Raw genomic sequence first — 16351 nt, 5'->3', positions numbered from 1 at the left:
CTTGCATAATGCTCAACACACCGATCGACCTGCACACTCACAGTGCCGTGTCCGACGGTACCGAAACCCCTACCCAGCTGGTGCGCTCTGCCGCCCGCGCTGGGCTCGGCACGGTAGCGCTCACCGACCACGACTCCACCGCTGGCTGGCAGGAGGCGATTTCTGCGGCATCCGTCTCGGGAATCAATGTGATTCCGGGCATGGAGTTGAGCACCAACTTTGGGCCAGCAAGCGTTCACGTGCTCGCGTACCTGTTCAATCCGCTCGATCGCACCATCGTGACCGAAACGGCACGCATTCGTGATGGTCGGCTTCGTCGTGCCGAGCGCATCGTCGAGAAGATCTCTCTCGACTACGACTTGACGTGGGATGACGTGCTCGCCGAGTCGTCGGATGGCACAACGCTGGGGCGTCCGCACATCGCCGACGCGCTCGTGCGCAAGGGGCACGTTGCCAACCGCAGTGCTGCGTTCGAGAGCATCCTGCACTGGCAGGGCGGATATTACGAGAAGTACTACGCGCCGAGTCCGCTCGAGGGCGTGAAGATGATCGTCGCTGCCGGGGGAGTGCCCGTGCTCGCGCATCCGGCCGCCCACGGAAAATACCGATCAATGGATGACGCGGTGATTCGCGAACTCGTCGACAACGGGCTCTTCGGTCTTGAGGTGTACCACCGCGATAACACTGACGAGGGCAAGGAATGGCTGCTGACCGTCGTGAAGAAATTCGGGCTCGAAATCACCGGGTCGAGTGACTATCACGGCGAAGGCAAACCCAACCGTCTGGCCGAGAACACGACTGACCCCGAAGTGCTCGACAAACTCATTGCCCGTGCGACCGGTTCGAAGCCGTTCATCGCGGGCACCACTGCCTAACGACTGCGTGGCCGGACAGGCCAGCGCACACGCATCACCCCGCCGAGTAGGAGACAGCATGACCAGCAACGCCGAACAGTGGAACGCCCTCACCCCCGAATTGCTCCGCAGCCGCGGCAGCAACAAATGGACTGCACCCGAAGGCGAACTGCTGTGTGCCGGCGTTGCCGAGATGGACTTTGGCACGGCACCTGCTGTGCTCGACGAATGGGCCTTGATCGCCGAGCGCCTTGAGTTTGGGTACCCGAATGAGTCAGTTGCTCTTGAGATGAGCGCGGCAACCGCGAAATGGCACCACGAGCAATACGGCTGGAACGTGGATGCCGCAGATGTTCACCCGCTCGCTGACGTTATCAAGGGGCTAGAGCTTGCCATCCTTGAGTTCAGCAAGCCTGGTGCGCCGGTGATCGTGCCGACGCCCGCGTACATGCCATTCCTCATGCTGCCGAAAATGTTCGGCCGCGAGCTCATTGAGTCGCCCATGCTGCGCGGCGAAGACGGCAGTTTCTCAATTGACCTCGACGACGTAGCTCGTCACTTCGCTGCGGGCGCGAACCTTTTCGTTCTCGCTAACCCCGGCAACCCCACCGGCAAGGTTTTCACGGCTGATGAGTTGTCGGCGCTCGCCGATGTCGCCGATGCTCATGGGGCTCGTGTCTTCAGCGACGAGATCCACTCGCCGCTCACGCTGTTCGGCACGAAGCACGTGCCGTTGGCGAGCGTCTCGGATGCCGGAGCACGCGTTGCGATCACCGCGACCAGCACGTCGAAGGCCTTCAATCTGCCCGGGCTCAAGTGTGCGCAAATTATCCTGAGCAACGACGCCGACCGTGCCCTCTGGGAGACCATCGGTTGGATGGCGTCACACGGTGCCAGCACCCCCGGAATGCGCCTCAACACCGCCGCGTACCTCGGTGGCGAGCCGTGGCTCGGCGAAGTGCGCGAGTACATAGAAGGCAATATCGAGTATGCGCGGGCGGCGCTCGCAGAACTGCTGCCCGAGGCACGCATGGCTCCGATGCAGGGCACTTACCTGTCCTGGCTTGACTTGCGCGCCTACTCTGACGAGCCAGAACTGGCGGAAATGCTGGGTGAGAAGGCGGGCATCCGGGTCAATGGTGGTGTCGGCTACGGTGCTGTCGGGGCTGGCCACATTCGGGTGAACCTCGCAACGTCGCGCTCCATTCTGGAACGCATCATTGCGCAGCTTGCTGCGGCGATGACGGCCTAGTCGCTTGCGGCCGCCTCGCCCCAACCCGGGAGGGGCAGGCGCTGTTCGAGTGAATCGAGGATGAGGTCGAGGCCGATCTCAAATTCGTTGGCGTAGCTGTAGCCGGGCAGCATCGCGTGGCGAACGGCCATTTCGGTGAGATGCGGAAACTCGCCTGCCGGCATCTCGGTGACGATTCCGTCGGCGACCTCGGCGAGCTCCTCAGACGTCTCGAAGGGCAGGCTGAGTTCTTGCAGCACGAAACCGTAGATATAGCTGTCGAGCGCGGAAAAGGCATGGGCAGCACCGGCAATGGAAAAACCGCCGGCTCGCAGGGCGCCGATGACGGCATCGTGGTGACGCAGTGTCGAAAGCCCGGGGTCTCGGCGTGAATCCATGAGCCCGATAGCCCAGCGGTGGCGCACGAGCACGTTGCGGGTGGAGACGGCGCGGTCGTGCATGGCCCGCCGCCAACCGTGTTCGGTGGCGGGGAGTTCGATTTCTCCGAAGACCAAATCGACAAGACCCGTGAGGATCGCATCCTTGTTGGGCACGTGGTAGTAAATCGACATTGCTTCTACGCCGATGCGATCGGCGAGTTTGCGCATCGTGAGAGCAGCGGAGCCCTCTGCATCGGCAAGCTCGAGGGCGGCGGCGAGCACGGCTTCGCGCGTGATCGGTGGGCGCTTCTTGGCGGTGCGCGTTCGGCTCTTGTCTGCCACTCGGCTGCTCCTTGTCGTATGAGGTATTGACTATCTTACTTCGTAAGGTAATCTTACGGCGTAAGGTTAATTCGAGAGGAAACCATGACCAGCTCCGAAAACAGTCGTCCAGCAACCCCGGCCGCACGCCAGCGCGTGTGCATCGTTGGCATCTCCGGCAAGCTCGGCCAGTATTTAGCAGTTCACGCACTTGAACGCGGTTATGAAGTCGTGGGAGTGTGCCGCCCGAAGAGCGTGACGAAGCTTGAACACTTCGGCGATCGCATCACGGTAATACCGGGGGAGACCTCTGATCGCAGCGTCATTGAGCGAGCGGTCGTGGGCTGCACCGCCGTATTGACGGTTCTTGCGCCGTGGGGCGTGCGAGATTATTCGTCGCGCACCGCTCAAGCCGTCATGGATTTCGCTCCGGTGGGGGCGCGACTGATCTTCTCGTGCGGCTGGCATGTGAGAGCGAGTGCAGCCGACGTTTATTCGCGACGCTTCCTCGCGACGGTGGCCATCGCATCCTGGCTCGCGAAGGCGGTGCGCGCCGTCGACATCGCTGACCAGACCCGCGCCGCTGAACAGATCTTCGCGAGCAACACGCAGTGGACGCTCGTGCGCGGGAGCGATCTCGAAGAGGGAGAGAGCGAGGGCCTGCCCGTCTGGAGCTCCGCCGTCGGTTCGTCGATCTTGGAGAGTAACCTCACGCGCCGCACCGATTTCGCCCTCTTCATGGTGGAGGCAATCGCCAATGACGCCCTCATCGGGCAAGCGCCAGCGATTGTCGGATGCCGCAGCGAGTCCGCTCTCGTCCACGCCTCGTCAGCGCGTGCAGACCTTATCTAGACGGGTAGCCGAGAAGTCGCCACAAAAGGCTGTTTTTTTGTCATGATCAGCGAATGGGAAATGCGCTAAAGCATGCGGCGAGGAATCTTCTCCTTGGCGCTACCGCGATTGTTCTTATCGTTGTATTTTTTGTTGTCTACCAAGTGGTGGGCATTGCGCTCTTAGTCATGCAAGCACCTGGACCTCTGATTATCGTCTTTTTTTCTGCTTACTGGCCTGTAGTGCTCTTGGGAGCCGCAGTGCTTTCGTTCGCGACCGCTCGTGTGCTGTCGCGCCGTGCGGCTTCCATAACGCTTGATGAATCAAGCAATCTCAGTCTGTACAAACCTCGGACTGAGATTGGGGAGATGACGGATGAGGCTGTCTATGAACCAGCTAAGGAGATGGAAAGACGCGTGCGGCAGCTTCGCATCGTGGCTGGTTTGTGCGCTCTCGCGGCGGGCTTGGTTCCTGTCTACCAACTCGTGCTTTTTCTCTCTGAGTTTCGAGCGTAGGTCGCGGGCAGTCGTGGGACACTAATCGCATGAGCCTTGTCGAGAACTCAAAGCTGACCATTGTTGGAGCCGGAAGCGTGGGGGCTAGTGCCGCCTACGCTGCGCTGATCAGAGGGTCTGCCCGACAGATTGCGCTGTACGACATTGCCACTAAAAAGGTGGATGCCGAAGTGCTTGACCTTGCCCACGGCACCCAGTTCACGGGGTCGAGTCAGATCATGGGCGGGAGCGACATCTCGGTCGTGAAGGGCTCGCACGTTGTGGTGATCACCGCTGGCGCGAAGCAGAATCCCGGCCAGTCCCGCATCGAACTTGCTGATGTCAACGCGCGCATTATCGGTTCGATGATGCCGCAGTTGATGGAGGTCGCGCCTGACGCGATTTATGTCATCGTGACCAACCCCTGTGACGTGCTCACGGTGCTCGCGCAAGAGCAGTCGGGCCTGCCGCCGGAGCGTATTTTTGCGTCTGGCACTGTGCTCGATACCTCGCGATTGCGCTGGAAGCTTGCCGAGCGCGCTGGTGTCTCACCTTCTAGCGTTCACGCGTCGATTATTGGCGAACACGGTGACTCAGAGTTTCCGCTGTGGTCACGCGCCACCATCGGTGGCGTGCCGATTCTGGAATGGCAACGCGATGGCCACCCCCGCATGACAGAAGCCGAACTCGACGACATCGCCGACGGCGTCCGCAACGCCGCCTATAAGGTCATCGAAGGCAAAGGCGCGACGAACTATGCGATCGGGTTGTCGACCGCCCACATCGTGGAAGCGATCCTTGGTGACAAGCACTCCGTCATGCCGGTTGCTCCCGTGCTCACTGACTTCCATGGACTCAGCGGTGTCGCACTGTCAGTGCCCTGCATCGTGAGCGCAGCCGGGGCGGCACCGATCAAAGAAACCACCTTTAGTGAGACCGAACTGCGCCTCCTCACCGAGTCGGCGAACACGCTTCGTGGCGTTGCGGAGTCGCTACGACCGTAGAAGCGACCTCGCCCGCAACCGTGTCCGAGGCTTCGGCGATGCCGTAGTGGCGGTGGCCTCTGCGGCAGTGCTGGCGACGAGCATCCGGCAATCATCGATGGCATCCTGAAGCAGCGCTTTGAGCCGCGCGTCAGCGTTGGGGGAGCACGCGTAGGCGATGCCAATGACGGACGTGCGGATGATCGCCTGGGCCATTCGCGTCACCTCACGACTATGGCGCGCGCGATGATCGCTGGGGCACTCCGCACTGAACGTGCGTGCCCAGAACTCAGCCGCTGGGGCTTGCGCGAACGCGAAGGCAACCGCATCTTTCAGATCGTCGTGGGGGAGGGGCTCGAATGCAGCCAGTTGCGACTGTGTCGAGAGGATGCCAACGGCGAGAGCACGCTGACGTCCTTCACTGGCGATCGGCAGAGCGGTCGTTGCTGCACGCAGCGCGATACGAAGCGCTAGGCGTGGATCATCGCTCGTGATGCCAATCACCGACGGAATGAGCTCCACGAGCTCAGAGCGGTCGTGGTCGGCGGTGCAGTCATTCACGAGACGCGCCAGAAGGGCCAACGCCGGATGAGTGCACGAAGGATGATCGCTCCATTTTTCGCCGGCAAGATAGGAGGCGAACTCCATGAAGCAGCCGCCCCGGCGGGGAGTACGATGGCGCCCGGCAGAGAGAACGGGCATGAAATCTGGTGAAGAGTTCTTCTGTTGCACCGGCATTGTTCTCCTCCTTCGCTACCGTGCGCTGAGGAACATTTTTTCTATTGTGCGCCTGTTCTGGCGATAAAACCAGTGCTTGTGCGAACCGCGCTGAGAGCAGCTATTGCCCGCTGCAGCGTGCGCCGTGCCCTCACGAAGAAAGCCCCACTCGAGGTGGGGCTTTCTTATGAATCTGACGGGCGGCGTGCGCTACGCGGTCGGAGGCGCAGTTGGTGCGCCTTCGTTTCCGCCGCGACGGCGACGCGTGCGCTTGCGACGGGCGGGGGCTCCACCATCGTGGGTGCCGCCGCCTTCGGGGCGGACGTTGTCGTCAGCCGCGCGTGCGCTGGAAACAGAATCGCCCTCGCTCGAGCGTGAACGCGCATTGGAGTCGGAACCCGATCCAGAGCGCGTGCGGTTGCGGGGCGGACGTGACGAGTCGGTTGAACGCTGTGATCCGCGGCCACCGCCTGACCCTGATCCGGAGCCCGAAGCAGCACCACTGGTGCGCACCGCCGGAGCGTGCGAACCAGGAAGGCGGCCCTTGGTTCCCTCAGGAATGTCGAGGTCGGAGAAAAGGTGCGGGCTCGACGAGTAGGTCTCGGTCGGCTCAGGGATGCCCATCTCGAGCGCCTTGTTGATGTGCGTCCACTTGAGCATGTCTGCCCAGTCCACGAACGTGACAGCAACACCGGTCTTGCCGGCGCGACCGGTACGGCCAGCACGGTGCAGGTAGGTGTCGTGGTCGTCAGGGATGGTGTGGTTGATCACGTGGGTGACGTCATTGACGTCAATGCCTCGTGCCGCAACATCCGTCGCGATAAGAATGTCTTTCTTGCCAGCCTTGAACGCAGCCATGGCGCGCTCACGCTGCTCTTGGTTGAGGTCACCGTGCACGGCAGCAGCGTTGAAGCCGCGGTCGTTCAGCTCTTCAACAAGCTTGGCAGCAGCACGCTTGGTGCGCGTGAAGACAACCGTCTTGCCGCGACCCTCAGACTGCAGGATGCGCGCAATGACCTCGTCTTTGTCGAGGTTGTGCGCACGGTAAACGACGTGCTTGATGTTCTTTTGCGTCAGGCCCTCGTCGGGGTCGGTGGCGCGGATGTGGATGGGCTTGTTCATGAAGCGACGAGCGAGAGCCACGATCGGGCCGGGCATCGTTGCCGAGAACAGCATGGTGTGGCGAGTAGGAGGCGTCTGCGCGAACAGCTTCTCGATGTCGGAGAGGAAGCCGAGGTCGAGCATCTTGTCTGCCTCATCCAAGACCATGACCTTGATGTCTTTGAGCGAGAGCATGCGCTGACTGGCGAGGTCGAGCAAACGACCGGGCGTGCCGACGATGACTTGGGCGCCGGCCTTGATCTGTTCGACCTGACCTTCGTATGCCTTGCCGCCGTAAATGGCTGCAACCTTGGTCGAACGGTTGGATGCCGCGAGCACGAGGTCTTCAGCTACCTGAACACAGAGTTCGCGAGTCGGCACCACAATGAGTGCCTTTACTCCGGGCTCAGGATCGATGCCGAGCGACTGCAGCACGGGAAGCCCGAAGCCGAGTGTCTTACCGGTACCGGTCTTGGCCTGACCGATGATGTCCTGGCCTGCGAGGCCCATAGGAATGGTTTGAGTTTGGATCGGGAACGGTTCGATGATGCCCTTGGTGGCAAGAGCATCGACCATGTCCTGATCGATATTGAGTTCTGAAAAAGTCACGTATGAAGCCCGTCTAGGTGCGATGCGCCCTTTTTGACCTGGGGCGCGGGACCCCCTCCTGAGTCGGGGGGATGCCCGTAGTTTAGCGGGTTCTGCTGGGTCGAGGCCGTGAATTGAGGCGGCGAGGCGGGTTGTTGCAACTGCGCAGGGCTCTCACACGCTCTAAGCTGGCTCCGTGGTTAAGTGGTTTTCGCGCAAGCCAGGTCGCATCGAAGTGCCTCGCCTTCGGTCACGATCTGATGTTGCAGCGACCGAAAAAGTAGCCCTCGCGGAGTTCACTCCCGACATTCTCGCCTTCTTAGGGCGCGCAGCGTATGTGCAGCTCAAGATCTTTGAGAACCTCTCGCGCGTCATTTCTAACGCTCCCACTACCGCTGCGAAGACCTCGATCGGCAAAGCGGCGGAGTTGTCGCTGTCGAAGCACCGCCGGTTGGTGGAAGAAATCACGAAGGCTGGCGGCTCGCCTGCCGAAGTGATGGACCAATTTACTGAAGCCGTCGACAACTTCGAGCGCATTGCTCGTGGCGCTGACTGGTACGAATCGCTCATCACGGCCTACCTGAGCGCCGGATTCTTTGACGACTTTTACGCGCGACTTGCTGCCGGGCTTCCCACGGAATCACACACTCGACTCGTGGAGATTTTCCGCGGAGAGTCAGGCGAGAAGGTTCTCGCTGAATATCTGCAGGCAGCGATCGATGCCAATCCCCGCCTTGATTCGCGACTGGCGATGTGGGGCCGTCGACTCATGGGCGACATGATGCTGTTGGCGCGATCAGCGCTCGTTTTCCCTGACCACACTCGCACCACGGAGGCGCAGGTTGAGCCGGTGTTTACCGAGCTCATCGCAGCGCACACCCGTCGAATGGATGCGCTCGGCCTGACCGCCTAGCGAACTGTGTTCAGTTAGCTGCGCGAGAGCGTTTCGAAGGAACGCACATCGGCGGCTTCGCGGTGACGCGGCAGACGGATGGCGACGACCAGAGCCACGGCAATGCCGGCGAGCAGGCTCGCAACCCAGATCCAGGTGCCGTCAAATGTGAGGCCGACCCAGACCAGAGCAACCCACACGGTTGCGGTAACGGCAGCACCGACAGCGGGCAGCAGCGCCGCACCATACATGCCGCGCGACGGCAGCAGGTAGCGAATGATGGTCGCGAGCGACGCTCCGATGACGGTGACGAACAGCAGTTCCACTGTTAGGCCACGAATCCGATGCGGCGCGACTCTTCTTCGCCGAGTTCGACGTAGGAGACTGACGCGGTAGGAACGATGTAAAGCTTGCCCTTGGCGTCACGCAGGCTCACGTACTTGGCATCCGAGTTCAATGCCTCGGCGATGATGGTCTCGACCTCGCTCGACGACTGTGCCGACTCAAAGTTGATCTCACGGGGGCTGTTGTTGATACCGATGCTAATGTCCACGACCCAAGATTACGACACAACCGGGCGCGATGAATATCACGTTCACTGTCAGCGCATCCCGATAGCGTTGACGCATGGTCACCTTGCCCTCTGAGCGTGCGGATGCCGCGGCTACCGCACCGCATACGCTCGACGATTCTCAGTGCGCTGTTGTCGACCTCGCCGACGGTGTGAGCGCGATCGTTGTTGGAGCGCCGGGCACGGGTAAAACCGAGACTCTTGTTGAGCTGGTGGCGCAGCGTGTGCACGCCCGCGGCTGGTCTCCCGAGCAGATAGTGGTGCTGTCGGCCACCCGTCAGAGCGCGACGGCGCTGCGTGATCGTTTGGCGGCGCGCATTGATGCGCCTACCTTGGGGCCAATGGCACGAACCGCGAACTCGCTCGCGTTCGAAGTGATTCGCGAGGCTGCTGCTGTTGCCGGTGAAGGCCCGCCAACACTGCTCACAGGCGCCGAGCAAGACCAAATTATTTCTGACCTGCTGGCGGGCGAAATCGCCGACGGCACGGGAGCGCCGTGGCCGGCTCACCTCGATCCAGAGGTTCGCCGCCTGCGGGGGTTCCGCACCGAGTTGCGTGATCTCATGATGCGCTGTGTCGAGTTTGGGGTTACTCCCGCTGACTTGGCAGCGCTCGGCGAACGCACCGATCGACCGGAATGGGTGGCGGCATCCGCGTTCATTTCTGTGTACGACCAGGTGAAGGCCAGCTATCGCGATCGGCATTTCGACGCGAGCGAGCTGCTGGCTGAGGCCGCCGGGCTGATTGAGGGCGGCCACTATGCGGCGATCGATCGGCTGCGGTTGGTCGTGGTCGATGACGCCCACGAACTCACCGAGGCCACCATTTCTCTCGTGCGGGCACTCGCCAGTCGCGGCATTACGATCATCGGTTTCGGCGATCCTGACCTCACCACAGGGTCGTTCCGGGGCGCTCAGCCCGCCGTGCTGTCGCAGTGGGCGACGCGCCTTCACTTGGAGAGCTGCGAATCGTTGTTTTTGTCGTCGGTGCATCGGCACAGTGCTGAGTTGCGTCAGACGGTCACCAACCTCACTCAACGCATCGGTGTTGCGGGGCTCATCGAGCAGCGCAAATCGCCGGCGGTGGCCACAGCGCCGTCGAGCATCCACAGTTTTCAGCTGACGACACCGGCCGAAGAGATTGCGTTCATCGCGCGCCACCTGCGCGAGAAGCATGTGCTCGAGTCGGTGCCGTGGTCGCGCATGGCCGTCATTGTGCGCACCGGTTCGCTGATTCCATCGCTGGCCCGGCAGTTGCGCACCCTCGAAGTGGTGACCAGCGTGTCGAGTGCGCGCAGTGCCGTGCGCGACGAATTCAGCGTCAACGGCTTAATCGTTCTGCTTGAATTGGCATTAGAGCGTCGCCCGCTGGATGCCGCAGCAGCCGTCGAGCTGCTGTGCAGTTCCGTTGGCGGTTTCGACACCGTCTCGCTGCGGCGCCTCAAGGCTGCGCTGCGTCACGAAGCGCTCGGTGCCGAAATTTACGACTCGGCCGACGAGTTGATCGCGCAGGCGCTTGCGGCTCCGGCCGGGTTCGTCACGATCGACAATCGCGTCGCCCGGCAGGCTGCAGCGGTCGCCAAGAACCTTCGCGAAACCGCCGCTGCGGGGGCCGCAGGCGACACCATCGAAGAACTCCTGTGGGGCGCATGGCAGCGCAGCGGGCTCGCCGATCGCTGGTTCGAGCAAGCACTGGGCGCGGGCGTTGTCGCCGAAGAAGCCAACCGCCACCTCGATGCCGTGGTTGCCCTGTTCTCCTCGGCCAAGCGCTTTGTGGAACGTCGACCGGATGCGCCCGCCAACGTTTTTCTCAACGAATGGCTCTCGGCCGATGTCGCGGAAGACACCCTCGCCGCGCGCTCGATTGTTGACTCGGTCACGGTCGGAACGCCGGCATCCGTCATCGGCCAAGAGTTCGATGTCGTGGTGGTTGCCGGCATGCAAGAGAACGTGTGGCCCAACCTCCGCGTGCGTGGGTCGCTGCTCGGTGCGCACGATCTGCCGCGTGTGCTGGCGGGGGAGAAACTCGCGGTCGCCGACCGTCGCCGCGAAGTGCTCCACGACGAATTGCGGATGTTCGCTCAGGCCGTGTCGCGGGCCACGAGCGAGGTGATCGTCACTGCCGTGGCCGGTGACGACAACATGCCGTCCCCATTCTTGACGCTCATTCCTGAACCGGATGAGCCCGTGCGTTCGCGCCCGCCGCTCAGCCTGCGTGGGCTCGTGGGCGTGCTGCGCCGCGAGCTGACCACGGGCGCTCAGCCGGAGGCTGCTGCCGCGTCGCTGGCACGCCTCGCCGGCGAAAGCGTTCCCGGTGCCGATCCGCGTTCCTGGTACGGGCTTCGTGCGCCAAGCACCACAGCGCCGCTCGTCGACCTGAGCGAACCGGATGCCGAAGTGCGGGTGTCTCCCTCGCGCATGGAATCGTTCGAAACGTGCCCGCTGCACTGGGTGATCGACCAGCTGGGTGGCTCGACGACAAACGTGGCCTCGAACCTGGGGTCACTCATTCATGGGGTTGCAGAAACAGCTACCGACTTCAGTGCCGATGCGCTGTATAAGGCGGTCGAAGAACGCTGGGGCGAGATGACCTTCGAGGCCTCCTGGCAATCGGAGGCCGAGAAGCTGCGGGCCAAGAAACTCACGCAACATCTCGCTACCTACCTCCGTGATTTCACTGCCGATGGTGGAGAACTCATCAGCAATGAGATGGGCTTCGTGCTTCCCCTCGAACAAGCCCGACTGAGCGGAAAGATAGACCGCGTCGAGATGTACGGCGGTACCACTGCCGTGATCGTCGACCTCAAGACCGGCAAGAACGAGCCATCGAGCGATAAGGCCGTTGCCGATCATCCGCAGCTCGCCGCTTACCAACTCGCCTTCGCCTCCGGAGCCATCGACGGCGTGCCCGAAGATCTCGTCAACGGGGGAGCGAAGCTTGTCGTGCTCTCGCCGTCGGCCAAGACGCGCGACTATGACGCACCCAAGCAGCAACCGATGAACGACGAGCAGCTCGAACTGTTCCGACAGCGCGTGATTGAGGATGCCCGCGGAATGGCCGGCAGCGTATTCGTAGCCAGGGTGAGCAGCCACTGCACCGATCCGTGGAGCTTCGGCAACTGCCGCATCCACGTCGTGCCGGCGGTGAGTGCCCGATGATCTCTTCTGTCGACCTCGCCGGTCTCATGGGCATCCACGCTCCCACCGAACAGCAACGTGTCGTGATCGAGGCTCCACTCAGCCCCGCCCTCGTCGTCGCCGGCGCGGGCAGCGGCAAGACCGATACGATGGCCAGCCGCGTCGTGTGGCTCGTCGCCAACAACCTCGTGAGCCCCGACCAAATTCTCGGCCTCACTTTCACGCGCAAGGCCGCTGGTTCGCTCAGCAAACGGGTGAGCGAACGCATCGCGATCCTGCGCGAGGTGCAGAGCGCGCATCCCGAACGATTTATGGCGACCCCCGAAACAGCTTCGATCGAGTTTGATCAGCCCACGATCTCCACCTACAACTCCTTTGCCAGCGCACTCTTCACCGAAAATGCGCTCCTCATCGGTCGCGAACCCGAATCGACTCTCCTCAACGATCCGTCCTCGTGGCAACTGGCCCGCAAGCTTGTGGTGTCGAGCACGGATGAACGGCTCATCGGCCTCGAAAAGTCGATCAGCGCGCTCACTGAGGCCGTTCTCGACCTCAGCCATGCGCTCAGTGACAACGTCGCCAATGCCGCTGACGTTGCCGTCTACGCGGAGCGCTTCACCCAGATTTCCGAACTTCCCTACGCCGAGACTGCCCGCAAGAAAACACCCTACGCCTCGGTTATTGATGCCGTGAAAGAGGTTGGTTCGCTTGCGCCGCTGCTGACGTTGGCTGTTCAGTATGCCCAGCAGAAGCGGGCGCAGGGTCTCCTCGAATTTAGCGACCAGGTTGCGCTCGCGCTTGAGGTGGCTGAGCGCTCCGACGACGTTGTTGCGCACTACCAAGACCGCTATCGAGTCGTTCTTCTCGACGAATACCAAGACACGAGCGTCGTGCAAACCCGACTGCTCGCACGCCTCTTCGGCAACCATTCGGTCATGGCCGTCGGCGACCCGCACCAGTCGATTTATGGCTGGCGTGGCGCCAGTGCTGCCAACCTCGCGCGCTTCAGCCGTGACTTCACCGAGAACGCTGATGCGCAATATTTCGCTCTCTCTACGAGTTGGCGCAATGCCACCACCGTGCTCGACGCCGCCAACGTGATCGTCGAACCGCTCAGCGCACGCTCACCGGTGCGCGTCGAATCGCTCGGTGCTCGGCCCGCCGCCCCCGCTGGATCGGTCGACACGTTTTATTTCGAACACATTGATGAAGAAGCCCACGGCGTCGCGAAGTGGTTTGCTCGTGCCCTAGCGCCGCAGGCGTGGAACCACTACAACCCCGATCCTGACGCTGAGGCTCCCACCCCGCCGACCGCCGCCATCCTGTTCCGGCGTCGCAGCGACATGGAGCGTTTCGCAACTGCCCTAGGCGCAGAAGACGTTCCGTACCACGTGCTCGGCATCGGTGGCCTGCTCTCGACCCCCGAAATCGTTGATCTTGTGAGCGCGCTCACCGTGATCCACGACCCCACCGCTGGCTCTGAACTCATTCGGCTGCTGTCGGGCGCGCGCTGGTCCATCGGCCCGCGCGATCTGCAAGAGCTCGCGTCACTCTCGCGCTGGTTGCTGAGCCGCTCAGTCACGCAGCAGGAGCTGAGCGCCGAAGTGCGCCAACGGATGCGGGACTCCGTCGCCGTCGATGATTCGGCATCCATTGTGGATGCTCTCGACTTCGTAGGCGAAGCTCCCGCAAGCCACTCGCAGCTCAAGGGTTTCAGCGAAGAAGGCCTGTCTCGGCTCAAGGATGCCGCCAAGCAATTGGCATTCTTCCGCTCGCGTGCAGGGCTCGAACTCGGCGACCTCGTGCGCTTGCTTGAGCAAGAGCTGCTCCTTGACATCGAAGTAGTGGCGAGTCGCCCGCAGGCCCACGGAATGGCGAATCTGTATGCCTTCCACGATGAGCTTGCAGGCTTCTTGGCCAGTGATGATCAGGCGAACTTGGGCAGCTTCTTGTCGTGGCTACGACGAGCAACGCAGCAAGACATGATGGGCCCGCGCAGTGACGATGCCGAAGCCGGCACGGTGCAATTGCTCACGATTCACGCCTCCAAAGGGTTGGAATGGGATCTCGTGGCCGTGCCCCGCTTGGTGGAGGGCGAAGTGCCAGCCACCTCCCGCGAGGGCAAAGGGTGGGTAAGTTTTGGCAAGCTGCCCTTCGCATTTCGTGGCGACGCCGGCGAACTACCCGAACTCGAGTGGGAGAGTGCGCACTACCAATCCGAGTTCGATGGCTCTCTCAAAGAATTCAAATCGGCACTGGCTGACCGTCATCAGGCAGAAGAACGACGCCTCGGCTACGTTGCGATCACGCGTGCCCGCGACAATCTGCTGCTGACCGGTTCGTTCTGGTCGAGCCGCAGCAAACCACAAGCACCGAGTATCTTCCTGCAAGAGCTCGAAGAGCGCGGGCTGATCGAAGAGCTTCCCGCCGACCCGGTCAACGACGAGAACCCCACACTCAACGATGTCGTCGACCCGCTCTGGCCGTTCGATCCGCTCGGCAACCGTCGTACGAGCGTTGAAACCGCCGCGCACCTCGTCGCCACAGCCGACCCCGGCGCCGACGGCCTCTGGTCGCACGAGATCGACCTGCTGCTTGCCGAACGCAGTCGTGCCGCGAGCGAAGCCCGCCGCACTCCACTGCCGCAGCGCATCCCGGCCTCGCGCTTCAAGGACTACATCGCCGACCCCGAAGCCGTCGCTCTCTCGCTCCGTCGTCCCATGCCCGAAAGGCCCTACCGGGCCACGCGCCTCGGAACCCAATTTCACGAGTGGGTCGAATCGCGATTCGGTTCTACAGCATCCACCGAAACGCTTGATGCTTTTGTTCTCGAAATTGATGGCACTGACTTCGATGGGTTCGAAGGCGAGAACGCGGCGGATGTCGAAAAGCTCGCCGAGCTGCAAGCCACCTTCGAGCGTTCGGCGTGGGCCACGCGCAAACCGGTCGATGTTGAGATCGAGATTCACGTCCCCTTCGGCGACCGCGTCGTCATTTGCAAGATCGATGCCGTGTATGCCGACGGTGACCGTTTCGAAATCGTCGATTGGAAGACCGGTCGGGCTCCGCAGGATGCGGCCGACCTCGAAGCGAAGCAACTGCAGCTTGCGCTTTACCGCCTGGCCTACGCGCAGTGGAAGGGCGTGCCGCCCGAGAAGATCGATGCGGCGTTCTACTTCGTCGCTGATGACATCGTGATTCGGCCTGAACACATCTCCGACGAGGCCGAACTGCGTGACGCCTGGGCGAAGTCTGTCGGCGCCGCACCCAGTTTCGGTGGCTGAGTCTGTCGGTGCCTGAGCCTGCGCCTGCCTGAGCCTGCCGCTGGCGGAGCCAGTCAGTGTGTGTAGGTGCGCCGGTGTGTAGGTGCGCCGGTGGCTAGGCGCGCCGCTGCACCGGGCGGCTCAGAATGGCGGTGCTGAGCGCTTCGATTGGTTCTCGGGCTGCCATGGGGTTGTCGAGCAACACAAAGTCGACGTCGCCGAGCTCTGGCAGATCGAATGATGCTGGCACCTGGGCCAAGTCGGGCGGGATGAGCGACTGCGGAAATACTGCGATTCCGATGCCTGCCCGCACAGCGGCGAGAGCCCCATTCACTTCCTTCACATTGCAGGTGATGCGCCAGGTGCGTCCGACAGCCTCAAGCGCGCGCATCGCGTACGCACGCCCCAGACTGGGCGCCTGATAAGCGATGAGTGGAACCGGTGTCCCCGATTCCACGGTCATGCTCTTGTGGCCTAGCCACACCATCCGGTCGCGGCGCACTAAGCGTCCGCCCTCCGCTCCAGCGTCTTGTTTGACGAAAATGAGGTCGAGCTGACCGGCCTGCAGGCGGCGTACGAGATTGCCGCTCTGGCTCACGGTGAGTTCGAGATTGATGTGTGGGTAGAGCTGGCGAAAGTCACGCAGGATGCGCGGCAACTGGGTAAGGGCAAGGTCATCGGCTGATCCGAACCGAAGCCGGCCGCGCATCGCAGAGCCAGTGAAGTACTTCACCGCCTGGTCTTCGGCCGCGAGGATCGCGCGCGCAAAGCCGAGCATGGCTTCACCGTTGTCCGTGAGGGAGACGGTGCGGGTATCGCGCAGTACGAGCATCCGGCCTGCAGCAGCCTCAAGCTTGCGGATGTGTTGACTGATCGTGGGCTGGCTGAGTTCGAGGGTGCGAGCGGCGTCGGTGAAGCTGCGGGTGTCGGCGACGGCGACGAAGGATTTCAGCAAGACAGGATCGAACACAATGCCCCATTACGAAAC

At 62.3% G+C, this 16351-nt stretch carries 14 protein-coding genes; 8 read left to right on the top strand and 6 right to left on the bottom strand.

What is annotated here, in order from left to right; genetic code table 11:
• Nucleotides 1-8: 8 nt before the first annotated feature.
• Together I6E73_RS10545 and I6E73_RS10540 are read left to right on the top strand one after the other, a co-directional pair.
• Nucleotides 9-875, top strand: coding sequence for a PHP domain-containing protein (locus tag I6E73_RS10545; RefSeq protein ID WP_197125438.1), 867 nt, complete (start codon nt 9-11; stop codon nt 873-875).
• Between the two features lie 58 nt (nt 876-933).
• Complete coding sequence (locus I6E73_RS10540) at nt 934-2106, top strand: MalY/PatB family protein (protein WP_197125436.1); 1173 nt, start codon at nt 934-936, stop codon at nt 2104-2106.
• Here the strand turns inward: I6E73_RS10540 and I6E73_RS10535 are convergent.
• Nucleotides 2103-2807, bottom strand: a complete 705-nt coding sequence (locus I6E73_RS10535) for a TetR/AcrR family transcriptional regulator C-terminal domain-containing protein (protein WP_307784291.1) — start codon at nt 2805-2807, stop codon at nt 2103-2105. The genes I6E73_RS10540 and I6E73_RS10535 overlap by 4 nt on opposite strands.
• A gap of 84 nt (nt 2808-2891) precedes the next feature.
• Between I6E73_RS10535 and I6E73_RS10530 the strand changes: the two genes are divergently transcribed.
• Genes I6E73_RS10530 through I6E73_RS10520 form a run of 3 tightly spaced genes read left to right on the top strand, consistent with a single transcriptional unit; the run spans nt 2892 to nt 5115 of the window.
• Nucleotides 2892-3638: an NAD(P)H-binding protein gene (locus I6E73_RS10530; protein ID WP_197125433.1), complete on the top strand. Its 747-nt coding sequence runs from the start codon at nt 2892-2894 to the stop codon at nt 3636-3638.
• Nucleotides 3639-3691: 53 nt separating this feature from the next.
• Nucleotides 3692-4132, top strand: coding sequence for a hypothetical protein (locus I6E73_RS10525; RefSeq protein WP_197125431.1), 441 nt, complete (start codon nt 3692-3694; stop codon nt 4130-4132).
• Nucleotides 4133-4161: 29 nt separating this feature from the next.
• On the top strand, nt 4162-5115 hold the full coding sequence (locus I6E73_RS10520; protein WP_197125429.1) for an L-lactate dehydrogenase: 954 nt from the start codon (nt 4162-4164) through the stop codon (nt 5113-5115).
• Here I6E73_RS10520 and I6E73_RS10515 read toward each other — a convergent pair.
• Together I6E73_RS10515 and I6E73_RS10510 are read right to left on the bottom strand one after the other, a co-directional pair.
• Nucleotides 5104-5742, bottom strand: a complete 639-nt coding sequence (locus tag I6E73_RS10515) for a hypothetical protein (protein WP_197125427.1) — start codon at nt 5740-5742, stop codon at nt 5104-5106. The genes I6E73_RS10520 and I6E73_RS10515 overlap by 12 nt on opposite strands.
• Before the next feature lie 279 nt (nt 5743-6021).
• Nucleotides 6022-7521 (bottom strand): DEAD/DEAH box helicase, encoded by a 1500-nt coding sequence (locus I6E73_RS10510; protein ID WP_197125425.1) that lies wholly within the window; start codon nt 7519-7521, stop codon nt 6022-6024.
• A gap of 175 nt (nt 7522-7696) precedes the next feature.
• Here I6E73_RS10510 and I6E73_RS10505 point away from each other — a divergent pair, with 175 nt between their 5' ends.
• Nucleotides 7697-8413: a ferritin-like fold-containing protein gene (locus I6E73_RS10505; RefSeq protein ID WP_197107345.1), complete on the top strand. Its 717-nt coding sequence runs from the start codon at nt 7697-7699 to the stop codon at nt 8411-8413.
• A gap of 14 nt (nt 8414-8427) precedes the next feature.
• Here the strand turns inward: I6E73_RS10505 and I6E73_RS10500 are convergent, their stop codons facing one another.
• Nucleotides 8428-8718: a hypothetical protein gene (locus I6E73_RS10500; protein WP_197125423.1), complete on the bottom strand. Its 291-nt coding sequence runs from the start codon at nt 8716-8718 to the stop codon at nt 8428-8430.
• A 2-nt stretch (nt 8719-8720) separates the two neighbouring features.
• Complete coding sequence (locus I6E73_RS10495; RefSeq protein ID WP_129073342.1) at nt 8721-8945, bottom strand: DUF3107 domain-containing protein; 225 nt, start codon at nt 8943-8945, stop codon at nt 8721-8723.
• Nucleotides 8946-9019: 74 nt separating this feature from the next.
• Between I6E73_RS10495 and I6E73_RS10490 the strand changes: the two genes are divergently transcribed.
• Both I6E73_RS10490 and I6E73_RS10485 read left to right on the top strand, forming a co-directional pair.
• On the top strand, nt 9020-12121 hold the full coding sequence (locus I6E73_RS10490) for an ATP-dependent DNA helicase (RefSeq protein WP_197125420.1): 3102 nt from the start codon (nt 9020-9022) through the stop codon (nt 12119-12121).
• Entirely contained in the window at nt 12118-15384 is a 3267-nt protein-coding gene (locus tag I6E73_RS10485; RefSeq protein WP_197125418.1) for an ATP-dependent DNA helicase, read from the top strand. Before I6E73_RS10490 ends, I6E73_RS10485 begins: the two co-directional genes overlap by 4 nt.
• 94 nt (nt 15385-15478) lie before the next feature.
• On the opposite strand, the gene I6E73_RS10480 is transcribed toward I6E73_RS10485, so the two are convergent.
• Nucleotides 15479-16333: a LysR family transcriptional regulator gene (locus tag I6E73_RS10480; protein ID WP_197125413.1), complete on the bottom strand. Its 855-nt coding sequence runs from the start codon at nt 16331-16333 to the stop codon at nt 15479-15481.
• Between the last annotated feature and the right edge of the window lie 18 nt (nt 16334-16351).

The sequence above is a fragment of the Salinibacterium sp. SWN248 genome (assembly GCF_015864575.1).
Taxonomy (GTDB): Bacteria; Actinomycetota; Actinomycetes; order Actinomycetales; family Microbacteriaceae; genus Rhodoglobus.
This window is presented reverse-complemented; position numbering and strand designations above follow the sequence as displayed.